At 68.4% G+C, this 16,924-nt stretch carries 20 protein-coding genes and 1 tRNA gene; 17 read left to right on the forward strand and 4 right to left on the reverse strand.

Features of this window, described 5'->3' with window-relative positions; all coding sequences use genetic code 11:
- Window positions 1-21 precede the first annotated feature (21 nt).
- Window positions 22-1,437, reverse strand: coding sequence for a capsule biosynthesis protein CapA (locus KF941_RS03560; RefSeq protein ID WP_214272563.1), 1,416 nt, complete (start codon window positions 1,435-1,437; stop codon window positions 22-24).
- Window positions 1,438-1,663: 226 nt separating this feature from the next.
- Between KF941_RS03560 and KF941_RS03565 the strand changes: the two genes are divergently transcribed.
- The 8 genes from KF941_RS03565 to KF941_RS03600 all read left to right on the forward strand — a co-directional run bounded on the left by KF941_RS03565 (window position 1,664) and on the right by KF941_RS03600 (window position 7,539).
- On the forward strand, window positions 1,664-2,257 hold the full coding sequence (locus KF941_RS03565) for a riboflavin synthase (RefSeq protein ID WP_214272564.1): 594 nt from the start codon (window positions 1,664-1,666) through the stop codon (window positions 2,255-2,257).
- Window positions 2,257-2,835, forward strand: a complete 579-nt coding sequence (locus tag KF941_RS03570; protein WP_214272565.1) for a hypothetical protein — start codon at window positions 2,257-2,259, stop codon at window positions 2,833-2,835. Before KF941_RS03565 ends, KF941_RS03570 begins: the two co-directional genes overlap by 1 nt.
- Window positions 2,825-3,943 carry a 3,4-dihydroxy-2-butanone-4-phosphate synthase gene (gene ribB, locus KF941_RS03575; protein ID WP_036751019.1) on the forward strand — a complete coding sequence of 373 codons (1,119 nt, stop codon included), beginning with the start codon at window positions 2,825-2,827 and terminating at the stop codon, window positions 3,941-3,943. The genes KF941_RS03570 and ribB overlap by 11 nt, the downstream gene beginning before the upstream one ends.
- Before the next feature lie 4 nt (window positions 3,944-3,947).
- Window positions 3,948-4,499: a 6,7-dimethyl-8-ribityllumazine synthase gene (locus KF941_RS03580; protein ID WP_072462861.1), complete on the forward strand. Its 552-nt coding sequence runs from the start codon at window positions 3,948-3,950 to the stop codon at window positions 4,497-4,499.
- Window positions 4,496-4,996, forward strand: a complete 501-nt coding sequence (gene nusB / locus KF941_RS03585; RefSeq protein ID WP_036751013.1) for a transcription antitermination factor NusB — start codon at window positions 4,496-4,498, stop codon at window positions 4,994-4,996. Before KF941_RS03580 ends, nusB begins: the two co-directional genes overlap by 4 nt.
- An 82-nt stretch (window positions 4,997-5,078) precedes the next feature.
- The gene (locus tag KF941_RS03590) at window positions 5,079-5,384 is read left to right on the forward strand and encodes a hypothetical protein (protein WP_072462862.1); all 306 of its coding nucleotides are present in this window, start codon (window positions 5,079-5,081) and stop codon (window positions 5,382-5,384) included.
- Between the two features lie 422 nt (window positions 5,385-5,806).
- On the forward strand, window positions 5,807-6,727 hold the full coding sequence (locus tag KF941_RS03595) for a DUF481 domain-containing protein (RefSeq protein WP_036759386.1): 921 nt from the start codon (window positions 5,807-5,809) through the stop codon (window positions 6,725-6,727).
- Between the two features lie 335 nt (window positions 6,728-7,062).
- A complete protein-coding gene (locus tag KF941_RS03600; protein ID WP_036759385.1) occupies window positions 7,063-7,539 on the forward strand; it encodes an MmcB family DNA repair protein in 477 nt (158 codons plus the stop codon).
- Here KF941_RS03600 and KF941_RS03605 read toward each other — a convergent pair.
- Entirely contained in the window at window positions 7,520-7,747 is a 228-nt protein-coding gene (locus tag KF941_RS03605) for a DUF6324 family protein (RefSeq protein ID WP_024844535.1), read from the reverse strand. The genes KF941_RS03600 and KF941_RS03605 overlap by 20 nt on opposite strands.
- Before the next feature lie 115 nt (window positions 7,748-7,862).
- Between KF941_RS03605 and KF941_RS03610 the strand changes: the two genes are divergently transcribed.
- The 3 genes from KF941_RS03610 to dusA all read left to right on the forward strand — a co-directional run bounded on the left by KF941_RS03610 (window position 7,863) and on the right by dusA (window position 10,152).
- Window positions 7,863-7,939: transfer RNA gene (locus KF941_RS03610), tRNA-His, on the forward strand.
- A 342-nt stretch (window positions 7,940-8,281) separates the two neighbouring features.
- Window positions 8,282-8,875 carry a porin family protein gene (locus KF941_RS03615; RefSeq protein ID WP_214272566.1) on the forward strand — a complete coding sequence of 198 codons (594 nt, stop codon included), beginning with the start codon at window positions 8,282-8,284 and terminating at the stop codon, window positions 8,873-8,875.
- Between the two features lie 266 nt (window positions 8,876-9,141).
- On the forward strand, window positions 9,142-10,152 hold the full coding sequence (gene dusA / locus KF941_RS03620) for a tRNA dihydrouridine(20/20a) synthase DusA (RefSeq protein ID WP_214272567.1): 1,011 nt from the start codon (window positions 9,142-9,144) through the stop codon (window positions 10,150-10,152).
- Here dusA and KF941_RS03625 read toward each other — a convergent pair.
- Window positions 10,136-11,002 (reverse strand): phosphotransferase, encoded by an 867-nt coding sequence (locus KF941_RS03625; RefSeq protein ID WP_346428958.1) that lies wholly within the window; start codon window positions 11,000-11,002, stop codon window positions 10,136-10,138. The genes dusA and KF941_RS03625 overlap by 17 nt on opposite strands.
- Before the next feature lie 46 nt (window positions 11,003-11,048).
- The gene (gene mazG, locus KF941_RS03630; RefSeq protein ID WP_240540341.1) at window positions 11,049-11,804 is read right to left on the reverse strand and encodes a nucleoside triphosphate pyrophosphohydrolase; all 756 of its coding nucleotides are present in this window, start codon (window positions 11,802-11,804) and stop codon (window positions 11,049-11,051) included.
- A gap of 411 nt (window positions 11,805-12,215) precedes the next feature.
- Between mazG and yajC the strand changes: the two genes are divergently transcribed.
- Genes yajC through ccmB form a run of 6 tightly spaced genes read left to right on the forward strand, consistent with a single transcriptional unit; the run spans window position 12,216 to window position 16,900 of the window.
- Entirely contained in the window at window positions 12,216-12,548 is a 333-nt protein-coding gene (gene yajC / locus KF941_RS03635; RefSeq protein WP_036759383.1) for a preprotein translocase subunit YajC, read from the forward strand.
- Window positions 12,549-12,564: 16 nt separating this feature from the next.
- Window positions 12,565-14,229: a protein translocase subunit SecD gene (gene secD, locus KF941_RS03640; RefSeq protein WP_036759382.1), complete on the forward strand. Its 1,665-nt coding sequence runs from the start codon at window positions 12,565-12,567 to the stop codon at window positions 14,227-14,229.
- 12 nt (window positions 14,230-14,241) lie between these two features.
- Window positions 14,242-15,234, forward strand: a complete 993-nt coding sequence (secF, locus tag KF941_RS03645; RefSeq protein WP_214272568.1) for a protein translocase subunit SecF — start codon at window positions 14,242-14,244, stop codon at window positions 15,232-15,234.
- Window positions 15,234-15,590 (forward strand): Mth938-like domain-containing protein, encoded by a 357-nt coding sequence (locus tag KF941_RS03650; RefSeq protein WP_214272569.1) that lies wholly within the window; start codon window positions 15,234-15,236, stop codon window positions 15,588-15,590. The genes secF and KF941_RS03650 overlap by 1 nt, the downstream gene beginning before the upstream one ends.
- On the forward strand, window positions 15,587-16,219 hold the full coding sequence (gene ccmA / locus KF941_RS03655; protein ID WP_114534713.1) for a heme ABC exporter ATP-binding protein CcmA: 633 nt from the start codon (window positions 15,587-15,589) through the stop codon (window positions 16,217-16,219). Before KF941_RS03650 ends, ccmA begins: the two co-directional genes overlap by 4 nt.
- 24 nt (window positions 16,220-16,243) lie before the next feature.
- Window positions 16,244-16,900, forward strand: coding sequence for a heme exporter protein CcmB (gene ccmB / locus KF941_RS03660; protein WP_036759377.1), 657 nt, complete (start codon window positions 16,244-16,246; stop codon window positions 16,898-16,900).
- The last annotated feature ends 24 nt before the right edge of the window (window positions 16,901-16,924 follow it).

The following is a 16,924-nucleotide window of genomic DNA, read 5'->3' on the forward strand; positions in this document are numbered from 1 at the left end:
TTTCCATGTTCTTTGGGCGCTTCACTCGTCCTTGTCGAGCATCTGTTGCCGATATTTGCCACGTCCGGCGAAAAGCGCCTGATAGGGATCCTCGGGCGCCAGCATCATGTCGACGACGATGCGCAGCGCATGGGCGCGCGAGCGGGCGGCGTAATAGCCCCCCGGCACCTGGCTGCTTTCCAGCAGGAAGTCGCGATAGCGGCGATAGGCCGCCGCCTTGGGCGGGCGCGGATCGTGCAGGAATTCCGCCAGGCTCTGGTCCGAGACCAGGCCGGGCTTGTCGAAGACCGCGCGCCCCATCGCCTTGACCGGCAGGCCGCGCCACAGCGCCTGCTGCGCCGCGGTCGAATTGACCGTGACCGCCGCCCGCGCCTGGTTCAGCAGCCGCGCCAGCTTGCCGCCGCGCACGAAATGCACCCGCTCGGCGATGCCCAGCGCCAGGGCGCGGTCCAGGATGGCCTGGCGGATGCCGCCGCGCCCGTCCTCGAGCGGATGCGCCTTGAAGACGATATGGTGGTGGCGCGGCGCCGAGCGGGCGAATTCGGTCAGCAGCTCGTCGGTGAAATCGGCCATGCGGGCATAGGGCGAATGGGCGACGAAGTTCGAATCGTGCTCGAGCTGCATCAGCACCAGCACATAGGGCAAGCCGCCGCGCCGCACCGCCCCCGCCTCGCGCATGCGGGCCAGCGCGTCGAAGGGCGTCAGCACGAAGCGGCGCAGGTTCAGCCGGAATTCCTGGAACACGCCGATCTGGCGGTGGGTGCGGTAGCCGGGATAGCGGCGGTTCGCCACCAGCACCAGGAAGTGATAGAGCGCGCCATAGAACTTGTGCTGGCGCATGTCGCCCCAGCGCGCCGGCGGGCGGTGCATCTCGGCGATGCGGTTGCGCAGCGCATTGCGCATCTCGCGCAGGGGGATGCGCATCAGCGCCGAATGCCCGTTCGAGCCGCCGCGCTCATAGGTGATCCAGAACGGGCGCAGATAGCCTTCCTCGAAGACATGCAGCACCAGGTCGTGGCGCCGCGCCGCCTCGCGCGCGGCGGCATGGACCGGGCGCACGTCGCCGTAAAGCACGATGTCGGTCACGCCCTTTTCGGTGACGATGCGGTCCAGGTGGTCTGGCCAGTCCTCGGGCCCGGTGCCGTGGCGGATGAACCGGGACGCGTCGGACCAGAAGAACTCATCGCCGGCGTTGAAGCCGACGCGCCAGACCTGGGCGCCGGTGGCGCGCAAAAGCCGGCCGACGCGGTCGAAGAACGGGCCGTGCGGGCCCTGCAGCATCAGGAAGACGCGCTTGGCTGCGGGCAATGCGGCGGTCGCCGCCACCGGGACCAGCTTGCGCTGGGGCGGCGGCGGATCGGGCGGGGCAAGCGGGCGCTGGGGTGCCGCAGGCGCCGGGGCGGGGCGCAGATCGCGGACGTGGCGGGGGCCGGTCATGGGATTGAGCATATGAGCCTGGTGTCTGTTTGTGCAGGAATCGGGCTTTTCGCTACAGGCGGGGCCCAGCCACCGAGGTCATATTCCCTCTGATTGCACCAAAATCCCGCCGCTGTCACGGCCTTTCCTCATTTTGCCTTAATCGGCGCGGCCCCCGGCTGCGGCTTTGCTTGAAGATCGCGCGCCGAGGCTCTAGTTCTCGGGCAGCCAAAGGAAGGGGGCGTCCATGTTTACCGGCATCATCACCGATATCGGCGAGGTATCCCGCGTCGAGATGCGCGGCGACATGCGGGCGCGGATTTCCTGCCATTACGAGATGGCGGGGGTGGACCTGGGCGCCTCGATCGCCTGCGACGGCATCTGCCTGACCGTGGTCGAGAAGGGGGCGGACTGGTTCGACGTGGACATCTCGGCCGAGACCATCTCCAAGACCAACATCGGCGCCAACGGCTGGGCGCCCGGCAAGCGGCTGAACCTGGAACGCGCGCTGCGCGTCGGCGACGAGCTGGGCGGGCATATCGTCTCGGGCCATGTCGACGGCGTCGCGGTGATCGAGGAGATGCGCGACGAAGGCGGCAGCACCCGCATCACCCTGCGCGCGCCCAGGGCGCTGGCGCGCTTCATCGCGCCCAAGGGCTCGGTGGCGCTGAACGGCACCTCGCTGACGGTGAACGAGGTCGAGGGCGATCGCTTCGGCGTGAACGTCATCCCCCACACCCAGGCCGTGACCACCTGGGGCGAGGTGCAGCCGGGCGACGAGGTGAACCTGGAAATCGACACGCTGGCGCGCTATGTCGCGCGGCTGGCCGAGGCGGGCTGATGGCCGGGATCGGCCATAACCGCGGCCCGGCGCTGTCCCCCGAGGCGGGCCGCGGCTTTCGCGTCCATGCCTGGACCGTGGCGCGGCGCGAGCTGCTGGGCGCGCGGCTGCCGGTCGAGGTGGTGCGCATGCAGGTCCGCCGGGCCAGGCAGCTGGGGCTGGACTACAAGACCTATGCCGGGGTGCGGGCGACGACCGGGCGCGACCTGGTGGCGTTTCTTTACTCGACGAATGCGCTGGGGGTGTTCCGCGACGGCCAGCCGGTCGGCGCGGCCGAGCGCCGGCGCATCGCCGAAAGTGCCGCCGCGCCGCATCTGGGCTGCGCGCCGGGGCTTGCGCCCGATGCGATCGCGGTGCAGATCGGGGCGGTCTCGGCCGAACGCCTGCCGCCCTTTGGCGCCAGCTGGTCGGCGATCCGGGACGGGATGAAGGGCTGGCTGCGGGCACGGGGCCTGCCCGGCGATGCGGTGCTGATGATCGGCGAGACCGGGCATGAGCGGGAAATGATGGTGGCAGGCGGGCTGGCGGGTTTCGTCACCGGCCGGCAATTCTTTGCAGGAGCGGCGGATGCAGTATGAAAAGCCGGGGCCGGTCGAGCGCGACTGGTCCGACGCGATCTCTCCCATCGAGGAGATCATCAACGAGGCCCGCAACGGCCGCATGTTCATCCTGGTCGACCACGAGGACCGCGAGAACGAGGGCGACCTGGTCATCCCCGCCCAGATGGCCACGCCCGAGGCGATCAACTTCATGGCCACCCATGGCCGCGGGCTGATCTGCCTGTCGCTGCCCGGCCCGCGCATCGACGCGCTTGGCCTGCAGCTGATGAGCCCCAAGAACTCCAGCCGGCACGAGACCGCCTTCACCATGTCGATCGAGGCGCGCGAGGGCGTGACCACCGGCATCTCGGCCCATGACCGTGCCCATACCGTCGCGGTGGCCATCGACCCCAGCAAGGGCGCGGCCGACATCGCCACGCCCGGCCATGTCTTTCCGCTGCGCGCCCGCGAGGGCGGCGTGCTGGTGCGCGCCGGCCATACCGAGGCGGCGGTGGACGTGGCGCGGCTGGCGGGGCTGAACCCCTCGGGCGTGATCTGCGAGATCATGAACGAGGACGGCACCATGGCGCGGCTGCCGGACCTGGTGGCATTCGCGCAGAAGCACGGGCTGAAGATCGGCACCATCAGCGACCTGATCGCCTATCGCCGCCGCCACGACAACCTGATCGCCGAGCGCGGCCAGCGCGCCGTGCATTCGATCCACGGCGGCGACTGGATGATGCGCATCTTCGCCGACGAGACCTCGGGGGCCGAGCATATCGTGCTGACCAAGGGCGACCTGACCGCGCCCGGCCCGGTGCCGGTGCGCATGCATGTGCTGGACCCGCTGCACGACGTCCTGGGGATCGGGCGCGAGAGCGCCGGCACCCTGGACGCCGCCATGCGCGTCATCGCCCAGGAGGGCAGGGGCGTCGTGGTGCTGTTTCGCGACCTCGAGCCGCGCCTGCCGCGCCAGGACGAGGTTTCCTCGCATGTGCTGCGCCAATACGGGCTGGGGGCGCAGATCCTCTCGGCGCTCGGCCTGTCCGAGCTGGTGGTGCTGACCAATTCGGCGCCGGTCAAGGTGGTCGGGCTTGACGCCTACGGGCTTTCGATCCATTCCACCCGCTCGATTCCCAAAGAGTGACGAAATGGCCGCCAGCATCGAACATGACCAATTGCCGCTGCCCCGGATCGAGGGCGGCGCGCGCCTGCTGATCGTGGTCGCGCCCTATTACCGCCAGATCGCCGACGGGCTGATCGCCGGCGCGCGCGGCGTGGCCGAGGCCGCCGGTGCCACCGTCGATCTGGTCGAGGTGCCCGGCGCGCTGGAAATCCCCAGCGCCATCGCCCTGGCGGCCGGCCGCAACCTTTACGACGGCTATGTCGCGCTTGGCTGCGTGATCCGCGGCGAGACGACGCATTACGACACCGTCTGCAACGACAGCTCGCGCGGGCTGATGCTGCTGGGCCTGCAGGGCCATTGCATCGGCAACGGCATCCTGACGGTGGAAAACACCGCCCAGGCCGAGCTGCGCGCCGATCCGCAGGGCCAGAACAAGGGCGGCGGGGCCGCGGCCGCGGCGCTGCACCTGATCGCGCTCAAGCGCGGCTGGGCCGGGCAATCGCCGCGCGGCGACGCCCCGGTGCCGCGCGACGTGATCAAGCTGGCCGGCGAGATCGACGGGCCGGGCAGCGCATGAGCGGGGCGGGCGACAAGACGCGCCGCGACGGCGACCGGCAGGCGCGGCAGGCCCGCGCCGCGGCCGCGCGGCTTTATGCGGTGCAGGCGCTGTTCCAGATGGAGGCGGGCGGCCAGTCCGCCGACCGCGTGCAGCGCGAGTTCCTGAACTGGCGCATCGGCCGCGAGGACGAGGACGAGGACATGGTCTCGGCCGAGGCCGACCAGGCGCTGTTCACCCGCATCGTGGACGATGCCGTCACCTGGCAGTCGCGGATCGACCAGATGACCGACCGGGCGCTGGTGGCGAAATGGCCGATCGGCCGCATCGACCCGGTGCTGCGCTCGGTCTTCCGGGCCGCGGGCGCCGAGCTGGTGACGCCCAAGACCCCGCCCAAGGTGGTCATCGCCGAATATGTCCGCCTGTCGCAGGCCTTCTTCGCCGAGGGGCGCGAGTCGAAATTCGTCAACGCCGTGCTGGACCACATGGCGCGCGAGGCCCGTCCCGAGGCATTCTGACGCGGGGCGCGCGGGATTTTCCCCTCGGGCTTTGCCGCGATCCGCGCTAGAATGGCCGGGCTTGTCTGTTCCGGGAAAAAAGATGCCGCAACTCGTCCGGCTTTATATCGTCAGCATCGCCATCGGCTTCGCGCTGGCGCTGGCCTTTACCGCGCTGCTTCTGGCGCTGGATGTCGGCACGCTTCGGCATCTGGTGACGGCCACGCGCGGCGGCTGGATCGCGGTGCTGATGCTGGTCGTATTCCACACCATCCTGTTCTCGGGGGTGCAGTTCGGCATCCGCATCATGCTGATGGCGCGCAAGGATGGCCGCGGCGGCGGCCTGCGGCAGCGGATTCGCCCCAACCCCGCGCCCGCCATGGCCCCCGCCGCCACCCGCCCGCGCTGATCTTCGCGGCCCGCCCGGCAGGCGCTGCATTTTTGCGTCGCCACTGTGGACCTTTCGCAACAATTTCATCTCGGAAAGGCGCCGATCCGGTGCCTTTTTTTTGTGCAACTCCCTGCCGTCATCCCGGTGTTTCAGCATTGTCATCTTTCGTTAGCAATGTGGTGCCCTGTTACCCGCCTGAGGCCGCGCCGAAAATTCCGTGCAACCGGCGGGCGAAAAGGTTTCATCACGTTTTCGCATGATCCGTTTTCCGCCGATGGGCAGGTTCCCGCCGAATTTCACGTTTTTGCGAGTTTTTGCGCAGTTTTCCGGGCCTCTTTATCGTCGGGCGCGACGGTTCTACCTCTGGGCCAGCAGAGATGCTCGTGGTTCCGCAAGGGCGGTGCCACGGACACGAAACGGTTCGGAAAAGGACTGACACAATGAAGACGCTTGCTTACCTCGCCGGTGCCACCGCCCTGGCCGCCGCGTTCTCGGCCCCGGCTTTCGCGCAATCCGAAATCGCCACGGGCGCCGATGCCACCGGCATCACGGAAGTCAACGAACAGATGCGGGACGTCGAGGAGGCGGTCCGCGACGATTTCGACCGCTCGTCCGACGCCTATCGCTTCGGCAATCCCGAGCGCCGCCAAGGCGTGTTCGGCTCGGTCGCGCTGAGCTACGTCGGCCGCACCGGCAACAGCGAGAACCAGGACTTCAGCCTGGCCGGCCGCCTGTCGTCGAACCAGGGCCGCTTCTCGCAATCGGTCGGTATCCTGCTTGAATACGGCGAGAACAATGCCGGCGACACGGATACCGAAAAGACCTATGTCATCTACGAAGGCATGTATGACATCAACGATCGCTTCTACGGCTTCGCTCTGGGTCGTCTGACGACCGATGCGCTGGCCAACGATCCGGTCAGCCTGGCCACCGACGAGAGCTTCGCGGACTTGGACGGCCGCCTGAAGCGTGACGCCTATTTCGGCGTCGGTCCGGGTTACCGCGTGATCAACAACGACACCACCGCCTGGCGCGTGCAGGCCGCCGTCGGCGTGCGCTACACCAAGGCCGTGGACGTGATCGACCCGGTCGCCGAGACCTACGACTACAACACGGAAACCGAAGTCGGCTACCTGCTGTCGTCGCGTTTCTATCACCGGATCAACGACCAGTTCTTCATCACCAACGACACCGACTATCTGACCTCGGACGCGAACGATACCGCGACCAACGAACTGGGTCTGAACTTCAAGATGACGGAAGCCTTCGCGACCCGGATTTCCTATAAGACCGAGTATGTTTCGGATCGCGCGACCCGCACCGACAACACGCTGGGCGTGTCGCTGGTCTACGGCTTCTGATCGAGCAGAAGAAAGAAGATCCCTCCTCTCTCTCCATGGGCGGCCTTCGGGCCGCCCCTTTTTGCATCGGGAGCAGGGGGAAAAGCGGTGGCGGGAACCGCAGCGACCGTGGCGGCGCAGGTTTCCCCGAAAGCCTGGATGTCCAGGTGGGAACCGGATAACGGGACCAGGGCCCCGACAGAGCCAGCCCCCTCGGTGAAGTTATAGGCCAGTGAGAAAGATGGCCGCGCACGAGAAGAGCAGAAACCCGCCAGCCCAAAGATAGGACGGCCGCCCATGGGCTGCAAGGGCGGCGCGAGCTTGCGCAATGTTTCCCTTTCGTTCATGGTGGACGCATGAACAGCGCCGCCGATCCGACCGCCGATCTTCTGCCCGCCCTGCCGGGCCAGCGGCTTGCGCGCGGGGTGGCGCGGATGCTGGCCGGGCTGGGCCATGCGGCGCTGCCGGAATTCGTGCCGGCGGGCGGGCTGCGGGTCGACGTGATCTCGGTCACGCCCAGGGGCGAGATCTGGGTCGTCGAATGCAAGAGCTGCCGGGCCGATTTCGTCTCGGACCGGAAATGGCAGGGCTATCTGCAGTTCTGCGACCGCTTCTTCTGGGCGGTGGATGCCGATTTCCCCGAAGACCTGCTGCCCCAGGGCTCGGGCCTGATCCGCGCCGACAGCTGGGGGGCCGAGCTGGTGCGCATGGCCCCCGAATCGCGGCTGGCCGGGGCGCGGCGCAGCCGGCTTTTGCGCGACATCGCCCGCGTCTCGACCGCGCGGCTTCTGGCGCTGACCGATCCGATGGGGATCAGCGGCGCGGCTTCCTGACGTCCTTGCCGGGTTTCGAAGGGCCGCCGATGCTGCGCGCGGCCTCGGCGGCGGCCAGCAGTTCCTCGGCGATTTCCTCGGCCTCGTCGGGGTCGAAGTCCAGCGGCAGGTCGACGTTCTCGGCCTCGACATAGATCCTGACCATGCCGCGGTCGGTGGGGCCGATCTGAAGATTGGCGGCGATGTCGCTTTGGCTGTTGATGCTCATGCTGGCTCTCCTGGCGCCTGGCCTCATGGATCCGGGGATTTTCCTTAACCCGCATGCGAATTTCCGGCAAGACGGGCTTGCGCAGCCCGGTGGCTGGCGCTAGATACCCGCCTGTGCCGCCTTAGCTCAGTTGGTTAGAGCGCTAGATTGTGGATCTAGAGGTCCCCCGTTCGAGCCGGGGAGGCGGTACCATCCAATCAGCCACCAAGCGCAAGAAGCCGGACGGATCATGATCCGTGCAGGCGACGGCCGTTTGAACGCGGTGCGGCTTGCGCCCCAGCGATTCCCGGTCCAGGGCAGCGCCCCGTCGGTTGCCTGGGGCAGGGCGGCGGCCTGCTGTGCCGCGGCTAGGATGTCGTGTTTTCATCGGCGCGGGATCGTCGGCTTGAGCTTATAAAGCTCCGGCGCAGGCATGATATGCAACTGCCCGAGTCATAAAAATATCACATCACCCTCGCGGCTTTTTCCGGCCGCTTTTCCGGGCGCGGCTTTGCCGATATGTGCCGCCGGCGAGCATTCGCATGACTTACGGAGATGAAGTTGAAAGCTGCATTCTATGCCGCCGCAGCCAGCCTTGCAGCCAGCCTTGTTGCGGGCGCCTCCTTTGCCGGGGGATATGTTCCTCCGGTCGTTGAGCAGCCGGTGGCCGTCGCGCAAACCCGCGCCGATGTCGATTGGACCGGGTTCTACGCCGGTCTCCAATACGGGCAGGGCAACCTCGACGCCTCGGTTCCCGGCGTCACCGTCGATGCGGGCGATTTCGACGCGCTTGGCCTGCACGCCGGTTATCTGCGTGATTTCGGCCAGTTCGTCCTGGGCGGCGAACTGGACTACAACAATGTCGAGCATGACGATTTCGACGGCAGCGCGGACCTGTGGCGCCTGCGCGCCCGTGCCGGCTACGACATGGGCAAGTTCCAGCCCTATGTGACCCTGGGTGCCGCGCGTCTTTCGGGCGAGGATGCCAAGGAAACCGGCCTGACCTATGGCATTGGCGCCGATTTCCTTTTGACCGACAATTTCTCGGCCGGCCTGGAATACAGCCATGCCGATTTCTCGGATGTGGACGGCACCAATATCGACCTTGATGCGGATATGGTCCAGATCCGGGCGTCGTATCGGTTCTGACAAAACCTGGCCGGACGTTTATGACCGGCCGATGGTTGTCGCGACAATGAAGCCGCCTCATGGGCGGCTTTTCAATATCCCGGAAAGCGCCTCTTGATGATTTCGGCGGTCGAATCCCCAAGGTGGCGCTGCCGGTGCCGGTGCGGTATAGACGGCGATGCCGTTCCCGGAGCGGCGCCGGGGCGGTGGTTCCCTGGGATTTGCCAAGACCCCGCGATTCGCAGGCGGGAACAAGACAGGATCGGGCGGCGCGACCAGTGCTGGAAATGGCTGAGACGGATAATTTCGTCAACAAAAACAACAACGCGCGGCTTTCCGTCGCGCCGATGATGGATTGGACCGACAGCCTCTGCCGCCGCATTCACCGGCTGCTGTCGCGCCGCACGCTGCTTTATACCGAGATGGTGACGGCCCCGGCGCTGGTTTTCGGCGACCGGGCCAGGCTCCTGGATTTCGATGCGGCCGAGCATCCGGTGGCGTTGCAGCTGGGCGGCTCTGACCCGGTGCAGCTGGCCGAGGCGGCGCGGATCGGCGCCGATTGGGGCTATGACGAGATCAACCTGAACGTCGGCTGCCCCAGCGACCGGGTGCAATCGGGCTGTTTCGGCGCCGTGCTGATGACCCGGCCGGAACTGGTCGCCGAATGCGTCGCGGCGATGGTCGCCGCCAGCCCGGTCGAGGTCACGGTGAAATGCCGCATCGGCGTGGACGATCAGCTGCCTCAGGCGGTGCTGCCCGATTTCATCGCCCGCATGCGCGACGTGGGCGTGCGCCGCATGACCATCCATGCCCGCAAGGCCTGGCTCCAGGGCCTGTCGCCGCGCGAGAATCGCGAGATTCCGCCGCTGGACTATCCGCTGGTGCATCGCATGAAGCAGGCGTTTCCCGACCTGCACCTGTCGGTCAACGGCGGCATCGCCTCGCTCGACGCGGTGCGCGATCACCTGCGGGCGATGGACGGGGTGATGGTCGGGCGCGCGGCCTATCACCAGCCCTGGGACATCCTGGGCGAGGCCGACCGGCTGTGGGGCGAGGAGCCGCGCTTTGCCGGTCCGCTGGAGGCGGCGCGGGCGCTGCGCGACCTGGTCGATGCGCATCTTGCCCAGGGCGGGCGGCTGCATCAGGCAACGCGGCACATGCTGGGCCTGTTCCACGGCCGTCCCGGCGCGCGCGGCTGGCGGCGGCAATTGTCCGAAGGCGCATCGCGGGCCCGCGACCGGGCCGAGGCGCTGGCGGTCTATGATGCGGCGCTGGCCGAGGTCATGGCGCCGGCGTGACCTTGTCCTTGGCCCAGGCCCGTATCGCCCGGACCAGCGCCCGGCGCCGCACCGGCTGGCGGGCGCTGTCGAGATAATAGGCCAGCATCAATTCCCCGACCAGGAAGCGCAGGATCGGCGCCTGGTCCGGCGCCAGCAGGCCCGGCACCCCGGCCAGCGCCTGCCAGTCGGCCAGGGCGATCCCGTCCCGCGTCCGTCCCGGCGGCTCCGCACGCCGGCTTTCCAGCCAGACCAGCAGCCGCGCCATGTCGCGGGCCAGCGCCATTTCGGTCGCGCCCTGCATGTCGATGGCGGTCAGCCGCAGCGCGCCGGGGCGGGGCTCGTCGGCGAAAAGGTTGTCGGGCGTCAGGTCGCCGTGGCAGAGCCCGCGCTCGACCGCGGCGCCGCGCAGCGGGGCGGCCTCGGCCCGCATCCGCCGCATGTGGCCGGCCACCAGGTCGGCGTCGATCCAGCCCCCCGAGGCCGCCGCGATCCGCGCCTCGAGCCCGTTGAGCCAGAAGCGCGGGCCGAAGGTGCCGCGGGCGCGCGTCGCGGCGGCCAGGTGGCGCAGCCAAACCCCGATGCGCGCGATCAGCGCGGCGCGTTCCACCGGGTCCGCCTCGGCCAGCAGCTGCGCCATGGGCCGGCCCGGAGCCGGCGCGGTGATCAGGATGCCGCGTTCGGGCAGGGCCAGCAGGGGCGGGGCGACGGCGTCGAGATCCTGCCCCAGCAGTTCGGCCGCCCGATGCAGCCGCGCCAGGGCCTGGCTCACGCCGGCGGCAGGATCGGCGCCGCGGAACTGCCGAAGCCAGGCCGGCTGCCCGTCCAGCCGGACCTGCACCACCAGCCGGTCGGGCCGGTCGCGCGCCACGCGCAGCGGCTCGATCCCTGCCAGCGGCGGCAGGGCGGCCAGCGGATCAGGCGCGTTCGGCAGCCTTGGCCTCGTTCCACAGCGCGTCCATCTCGGCCAGGTCGCTGTCCTCGGGGCGGCGGCCCTGGGCGGCGAGCGCCGCCTCGATGGAGCGGAAGCGGCGGGTGAACTTGGCATTGGCCAGGCGCAGCGCCTCCTCGGGGTCGATCTCCAGATGCCGGGCCAGATTCGCCATCACGAACATCAGGTCGCCGAATTCCTCGGTCAAATGGGCGTGATCGGAGCCGCCCCTGGCCTCGACCAACTCGCGCGCCTCCTCGGTGATCTTGTCCAGCACCTCGGCCGGGCCGGGCCAGTCGAAGCCGACGCGGGCGGCGCGGTTCTGCAGCTTGACCGCGCGGGTCAGCGCCGGCAGGCCAAGCGCCACCCCGTCCAGCACGCCGCGTTCCGCCTTGGCCGCGCGTTCGCGGGCCTTGATCGCCTCCCAATCCTTGATCTGCTGGGCGGCCGACTTGTCGCGGGATTCGTCGCCGAAGATATGCGGGTGGCGGTCGATCATCTTGTCCGAGATCTTCTCGACCACGTCGGCAAAGTCGAACATGCCCGCCTCGGCCGCCATTTGCGCGTGGAAAACCACCTGCAGCAGCAGGTCGCCCAGCTCTCCGGGCAATTCGTCCCAGGCTTCGCGCGCGATGGCGTCGGCGACCTCATGCGCCTCTTCGATGGTATAGGGCGCGATCGAGGCGAAGTCCTGCTCGATGTCCCAGGGGCAGCCGGCCTGCGGGTCGCGCAGCGCGGCCATGATCGCCAGCAGGCGGCGGATGCCGGTGCGGTCGGCCGCATCGCGGGCCAGTGCGGGATGGTCCGGCGCGGGATGGGGCGCCTTGTCCTCAGCCATCGTGATCCCCCTTGCTAGGCTTGGCCCGCATTGACCTGCCACAGCCCGCCGCCCGTGTCCACGGCACCTTTCAGCGGGGGCTTTGCCCCCAGCGCGTTCCGCGCTTCCCCCAGGATATTTTGACACGAAAGAAGCGCGGGCCTTTCTTTCGTGCCCAAATATCCCGGGGGAGTCCGAAGGACGGGGGCGGAGCCCCCCTGCGCCAGTGCGGCGAGCAGCCATCGGCTTTCTTGCCATCGGTCCGAGCCGCGGATAGGGTGCGCGCCAATTCCGCCGGGGGATCGCCCGGAGAACGACAGCACAGGGATAGACTTAATGCTCGTGACCCCCGCCTATGCCCAGGCCGCCGGAGGCGCTTCCGGCGCTGCAGGACTCGCCTCGTTCCTGCCGCTCATCCTGATCTTCGTCATCATGTATTTCCTGATGATCCGCCCGCAGCAGAAGCGCGTGAAGGAACATCGCGCCATGGTCGAGGCGCTGAAGAAGGGCGACGAGATCGTGACCCAGGGCGGGCTGATCGGCAAGGTGACTTCGGTGCGCGAGAACGAGCTCGAGGTCGAGATCGCCCCCGGCGTCAAGGTCCGCGTGATCCGCTCGACCGTGACCGGGCTCGTGAACCGCACCCAACCCGCCGCCGCCAACAGCTGAAGAACCGCATCCCGCCATGCTGGACATCCCATTCTGGAAGCGTCTGCTGATCCTGGGGCTCGTCGCCCTGGGTCTGCTCTATGCCATGCCGAACCTGTTCTACAGCCGGGTCGAGCAGCATAACGACGCCGTCACCGCCGCCGAACGCAACGGGTTCGAATCCCAGGAAGACGCCGCCGCCCGCGCCGGCTGGCCCGACTGGCTGCCCTCGGGGCTGGTCAACCTGGGCCTGGACCTGCGCGGCGGCGCCCATCTTCTGGGCGAGGTGCATGTCCGGGATGTCTACAAGGCGCGCATGGATGCGCTTTGGCCCGAGCTGCGCGACGCGCTGGCGGCGCAGCGCGACGTGGTGGGCGCCGTCCGCCGCGTCCAGGCGCCCGAGGGGCAGCTGGCGGTCGAGATCGGCAATCCCGACCAGATGGCCAAGGCGGTCGAGATCGCCCGCGGCCTTGCCGTGCCCGTCACCTCGCTGACCGGCGCGGGGCAAAGCGACCTGGCGATCTCGGCCTCGGGCAACCGGCTTACCGTGCAGCTTTCGGATGCGGAAAAGGCCGCGACCGACGACCGCACCGTGCAGCAGAGCCTCGAGATCATCCGCCGCCGCATCGACGAGGTCGGCACGCGCGAGCCGACGATCATGCGCCAGGGCAAGGACCGCATCCTGATCCAGGTGCCCGGCATCGGCTCGGCAGAGGAGCTGAAGCAGCTGATCGGCACCACGGCGAAGCTGACCTTCAACCCGGTGGTCAGCCGCACCGCCGACGCCAATGCCCGCCCCGGCACCGGCAATGTGCTGCTGCCCTCGATGGACGAGCCCGGCGTCTATTACGTGATCGAGGAAAGCCCGGTCGTCACCGGCGAGGATCTGACCGACGCCCGGCCGAGCTTCGACCAGAACGGCGCGCCGGCGGTCGATTTCCGCTTCGGCCCCTCGGGCGCCAAGCGGTTCGGGGCCTATACCTCGGCCAATATCGGCCAGCCCTTCGCCATCGTGCTGGACAACCAGGTGATCTCGGCGCCGGTGATCCGGCAGGCGATCACCACCGGCTCGGGCCAGATCTCGGGCGCGATGAACGTGGACGAATCGACCCGGCTGGCCGTGCTGCTGCGCGCCGGCGCCCTGCCGGCCGAGATGACCTTCCTGGAAGAACGCACCATCGGCCCGGAGCTGGGGCAGGATTCGATCGACGCCGGCCGGCTGTCCTCGATCATCGCCACGGTCGCCGTGGTGGCCTATATGGTCGCAAGCTACGGGCTGTTCGGCGTCTTCGCCTCGATCGCGGTGATCGTCAACGTCATCCTGATCCTGTCGGTCATGTCGATGATGGGGGCGACGCTGACGCTTCCCGGCATCGCCGGCATCGTGCTGACCGTCGGCACGGCGGTGGATGCCAACGTCATCATCTACGAACGCATCCGCGAGGAACTGCGCGCCGGCAAGCGCATCGTCAAGGCCATCGACGACGGCTTCAGCGAGGCGATGTCGGCGATCATCGACGCCAACGTCACCAGCTTCATCGCCGCCGCGGTGATGTTCTTCCTGGGCTCGGGTCCGGTCAAGGGCTTCGCGGTCACGCTGACCATCGGCCTTGTCACCTCGGTCTTTACCGCGATCTACCTGACGCGGCTGATGATCGTGTTCTGGCTGGAATGGCGCAAGCCCAAAGAACTGATCTTGTAAGGGAGCAGGACCATGGCATTTCGTCTGAAACTCGTTCCCGACAACACCGCCTTCAACTTCTTCCGCTGGCAATGGCTGAGCTTCGGCGTCTCGGCCGCGGCCATGGTCGGATCGGTCCTGCTGCTGCTGGTGATGGGGCTGAACTTCGGCATCGACTTCAAGGGCGGCACCACCATCCGCACCGAAAGCCCGACCGCCTTCGAGGTCGGCGACTATCGCCAGGCGATGAGCGATCTGCACCTGGGCGATGTCTCGATCACCGAGGTCTTCGACCCCGCCTTCGGCACCACCAAGCATGTCGCCATGATCCGCATCGGCACGACCGACGAGACCGGATCGGTCACGCCCGAGCAGCTGAACGAGATCGAGGCGGCGCTGAAGACCGTCGATCCGCAGGTGGTCTTTGCCGCGGTGGAATCGGTCGGCCCCAAGGTCTCGGGCGAGCTGATCAAGACCGCCCTCTATGCGGTGGGTGCCGCGACCATCGGCATCATGTTCTATATCTGGCTGCGCTTCGAATGGCAGTTCGCGCTGGGGGCGGTGATCTCGCTGATCCATGACGTGCTGCTGACGGTCGGGCTGTTCTCGCTGTTCCAGCTGCGCTTCGACCTGACCACCATCGCGGCGCTGCTGACCACGCTGGGTTTTTCGTGCAACGATACGGTCGTGGTCTTCGACCGGCTGCGCGAGAACCTGATCAAGTACAAGACGCGGCCGCTGCTCGACCTGATGAACCTGACCTGCAACGAGACGCTGTCGCGCACCATCATGACGGCGGTGACGACCGCCATCGCGCTGACCGCCATGCTGATCTTTGGCGGCGACGTGATCCGCGACTTCGTCATCGCCATGCTCTGGGGCGTGATCGTGGGCTGCTATTCGACGATCTATGTCGCCAAGAACATCGTGCTGTGGCTGGGCGTCAAGCGCGACTGGTCCAAGCCCGATCCCAAGGAAAAGGCGCCGGGCGAGGACATTCCCGCCGCCTTCCGGGACGCGCCCTGATGCCGATGATGGTGCCGACGGAATTTTCCGGGGCCGTGCCGGTGGACGGCTACGGCCCCGGCTTCTTTCGCGTCGGCGGCGTGGTGCATCATGGCGCGGTGATCGTCACCGCCGCGGGCGTGCAGCCCTGGGGCGGGCTGGATGACCGCGCCCCCCTGCTGGCGCTGGCCGGCCAGGTGGACGTGCTTTTCCTGGGCATGGGGGCCGAGATCGCCTTTCCGCCGCGCGACCTGGCCGCGGCGCTGGACGCCGCGGGGGTGATGGCCGAGCCGATGAACTCGCCCTCGGCCGCGCGCAGCTACAACGTCACGCTGTCCGAAAGCCGGCGCGTGGCCTGCGCGCTGATCCCGCTATGAGCCTGCTCGCGGTCCGCGACCTGGCCGTGGCGCGGGGCGGGCTGCGTGCCGTCGAGGGCGTCAGCTTCAACCTGGAGGCCGGCGGCGCGCTGGTGCTGCGCGGGCCGAACGGCGTCGGCAAGACCACGCTTCTGCGCACGCTGGCCGGGCTGCAGCCGCTGGTCGCCGGCGTGATCGAGGCCGCGCCCGACGCCATCGCCTATGCCGGCCATTCCGACGGGCTGAAGCCGGCGCTGACCGCGGCCGAGAACCTGCGCTTCTGGTCCGAGATCTTCGGCGGCCATGACATCGCCGGAGCGCTGGAGGCGATGAACCTGCGCGACCTGGCCGACCGCCCGGCGCATGCGCTTTCCGCCGGGCAGAAGCGGCGGCTGGGGCTGGCGCGGCTGATGGTGACGGGGCGTCCGGTCTGGCTGCTGGACGAGCCGACGGTATCGCTGGATCGCGATTCGGTGGCGCTGTTCGCCGGGATGCTGCGCGCCCATCTGGGGCGGGGCGGGGCGGCGGTGATCGCCACCCATATCGAGCTGGGCCTGCCCGAGGCCGAGATCCTGGAGCTTGGCCCCTATCGCGCCACCCGCACGCGCCGCGAATCGCGGCCGGCCGGTTTCAACGAGGCATTCGGATGAGGGCGGCCAAATGAGGATGCGCGGATGAAGGCGCTGCTGATCCGCGACCTGCGGCTGGCCACCCGCGCCGGCGGCGGCTTCGGCCTGGCGCTGGCGTTCTTCCTGATCGTCTGCACGCTGGTCCCCTTCGGCGTCGGCCCCGAGGGCGGCCAGCTTTCGCGCATCGCGCCGGGCATCCTGTGGGTCGGGGCGCTGCTCTCGTGCCTGCTGTCGCTCGACCGCATCTTTGCGCTGGATTTCGAGGATGGCAGCCTGGACCTGCTGGCCACGGCGCCCCTGCCGCTGGAGGGGACGGTGGCGATCAAGGCCTTCGCGCATTGGCTGGTGACGGGCCTGCCGCTGGCGCTGTCGGCGCCGGTCTTCGGGCTGCTTTTGCACCTGCCGGGGCCGGCCTATCCCTGGCTGGTCGCCTCGCTGATGCTGGGCACGCCGGCGCTGTCGATGCTGGGCGCCTTCGGCGCGGCGGTGACGGTGGGGCTGCGCCGCGGCGGGCTGCTGATGTCGCTGCTGGTGCTGCCGCTCTACGTGCCGACGCTGATCTTCGGGGCCGAGGCGGTGCGGCGCGGTGCCGCAGGGGCCGATCCGGTGACGCCTTTGGTCTTCCTGGCGGCGATCACGCTGGCCACATTGGCCCTGGCGCCCTTTGCCGCAGCCGCTGCGCTGCGTGTCAATCTGCGGTGAATGCGACCACTGGCCACTTGAGCG

This window comes from Paracoccus sp. pheM1 (assembly GCF_018499825.1).
GTDB classification, from domain to species: Bacteria; Pseudomonadota; Alphaproteobacteria; order Rhodobacterales; family Rhodobacteraceae; genus Paracoccus; species Paracoccus versutus.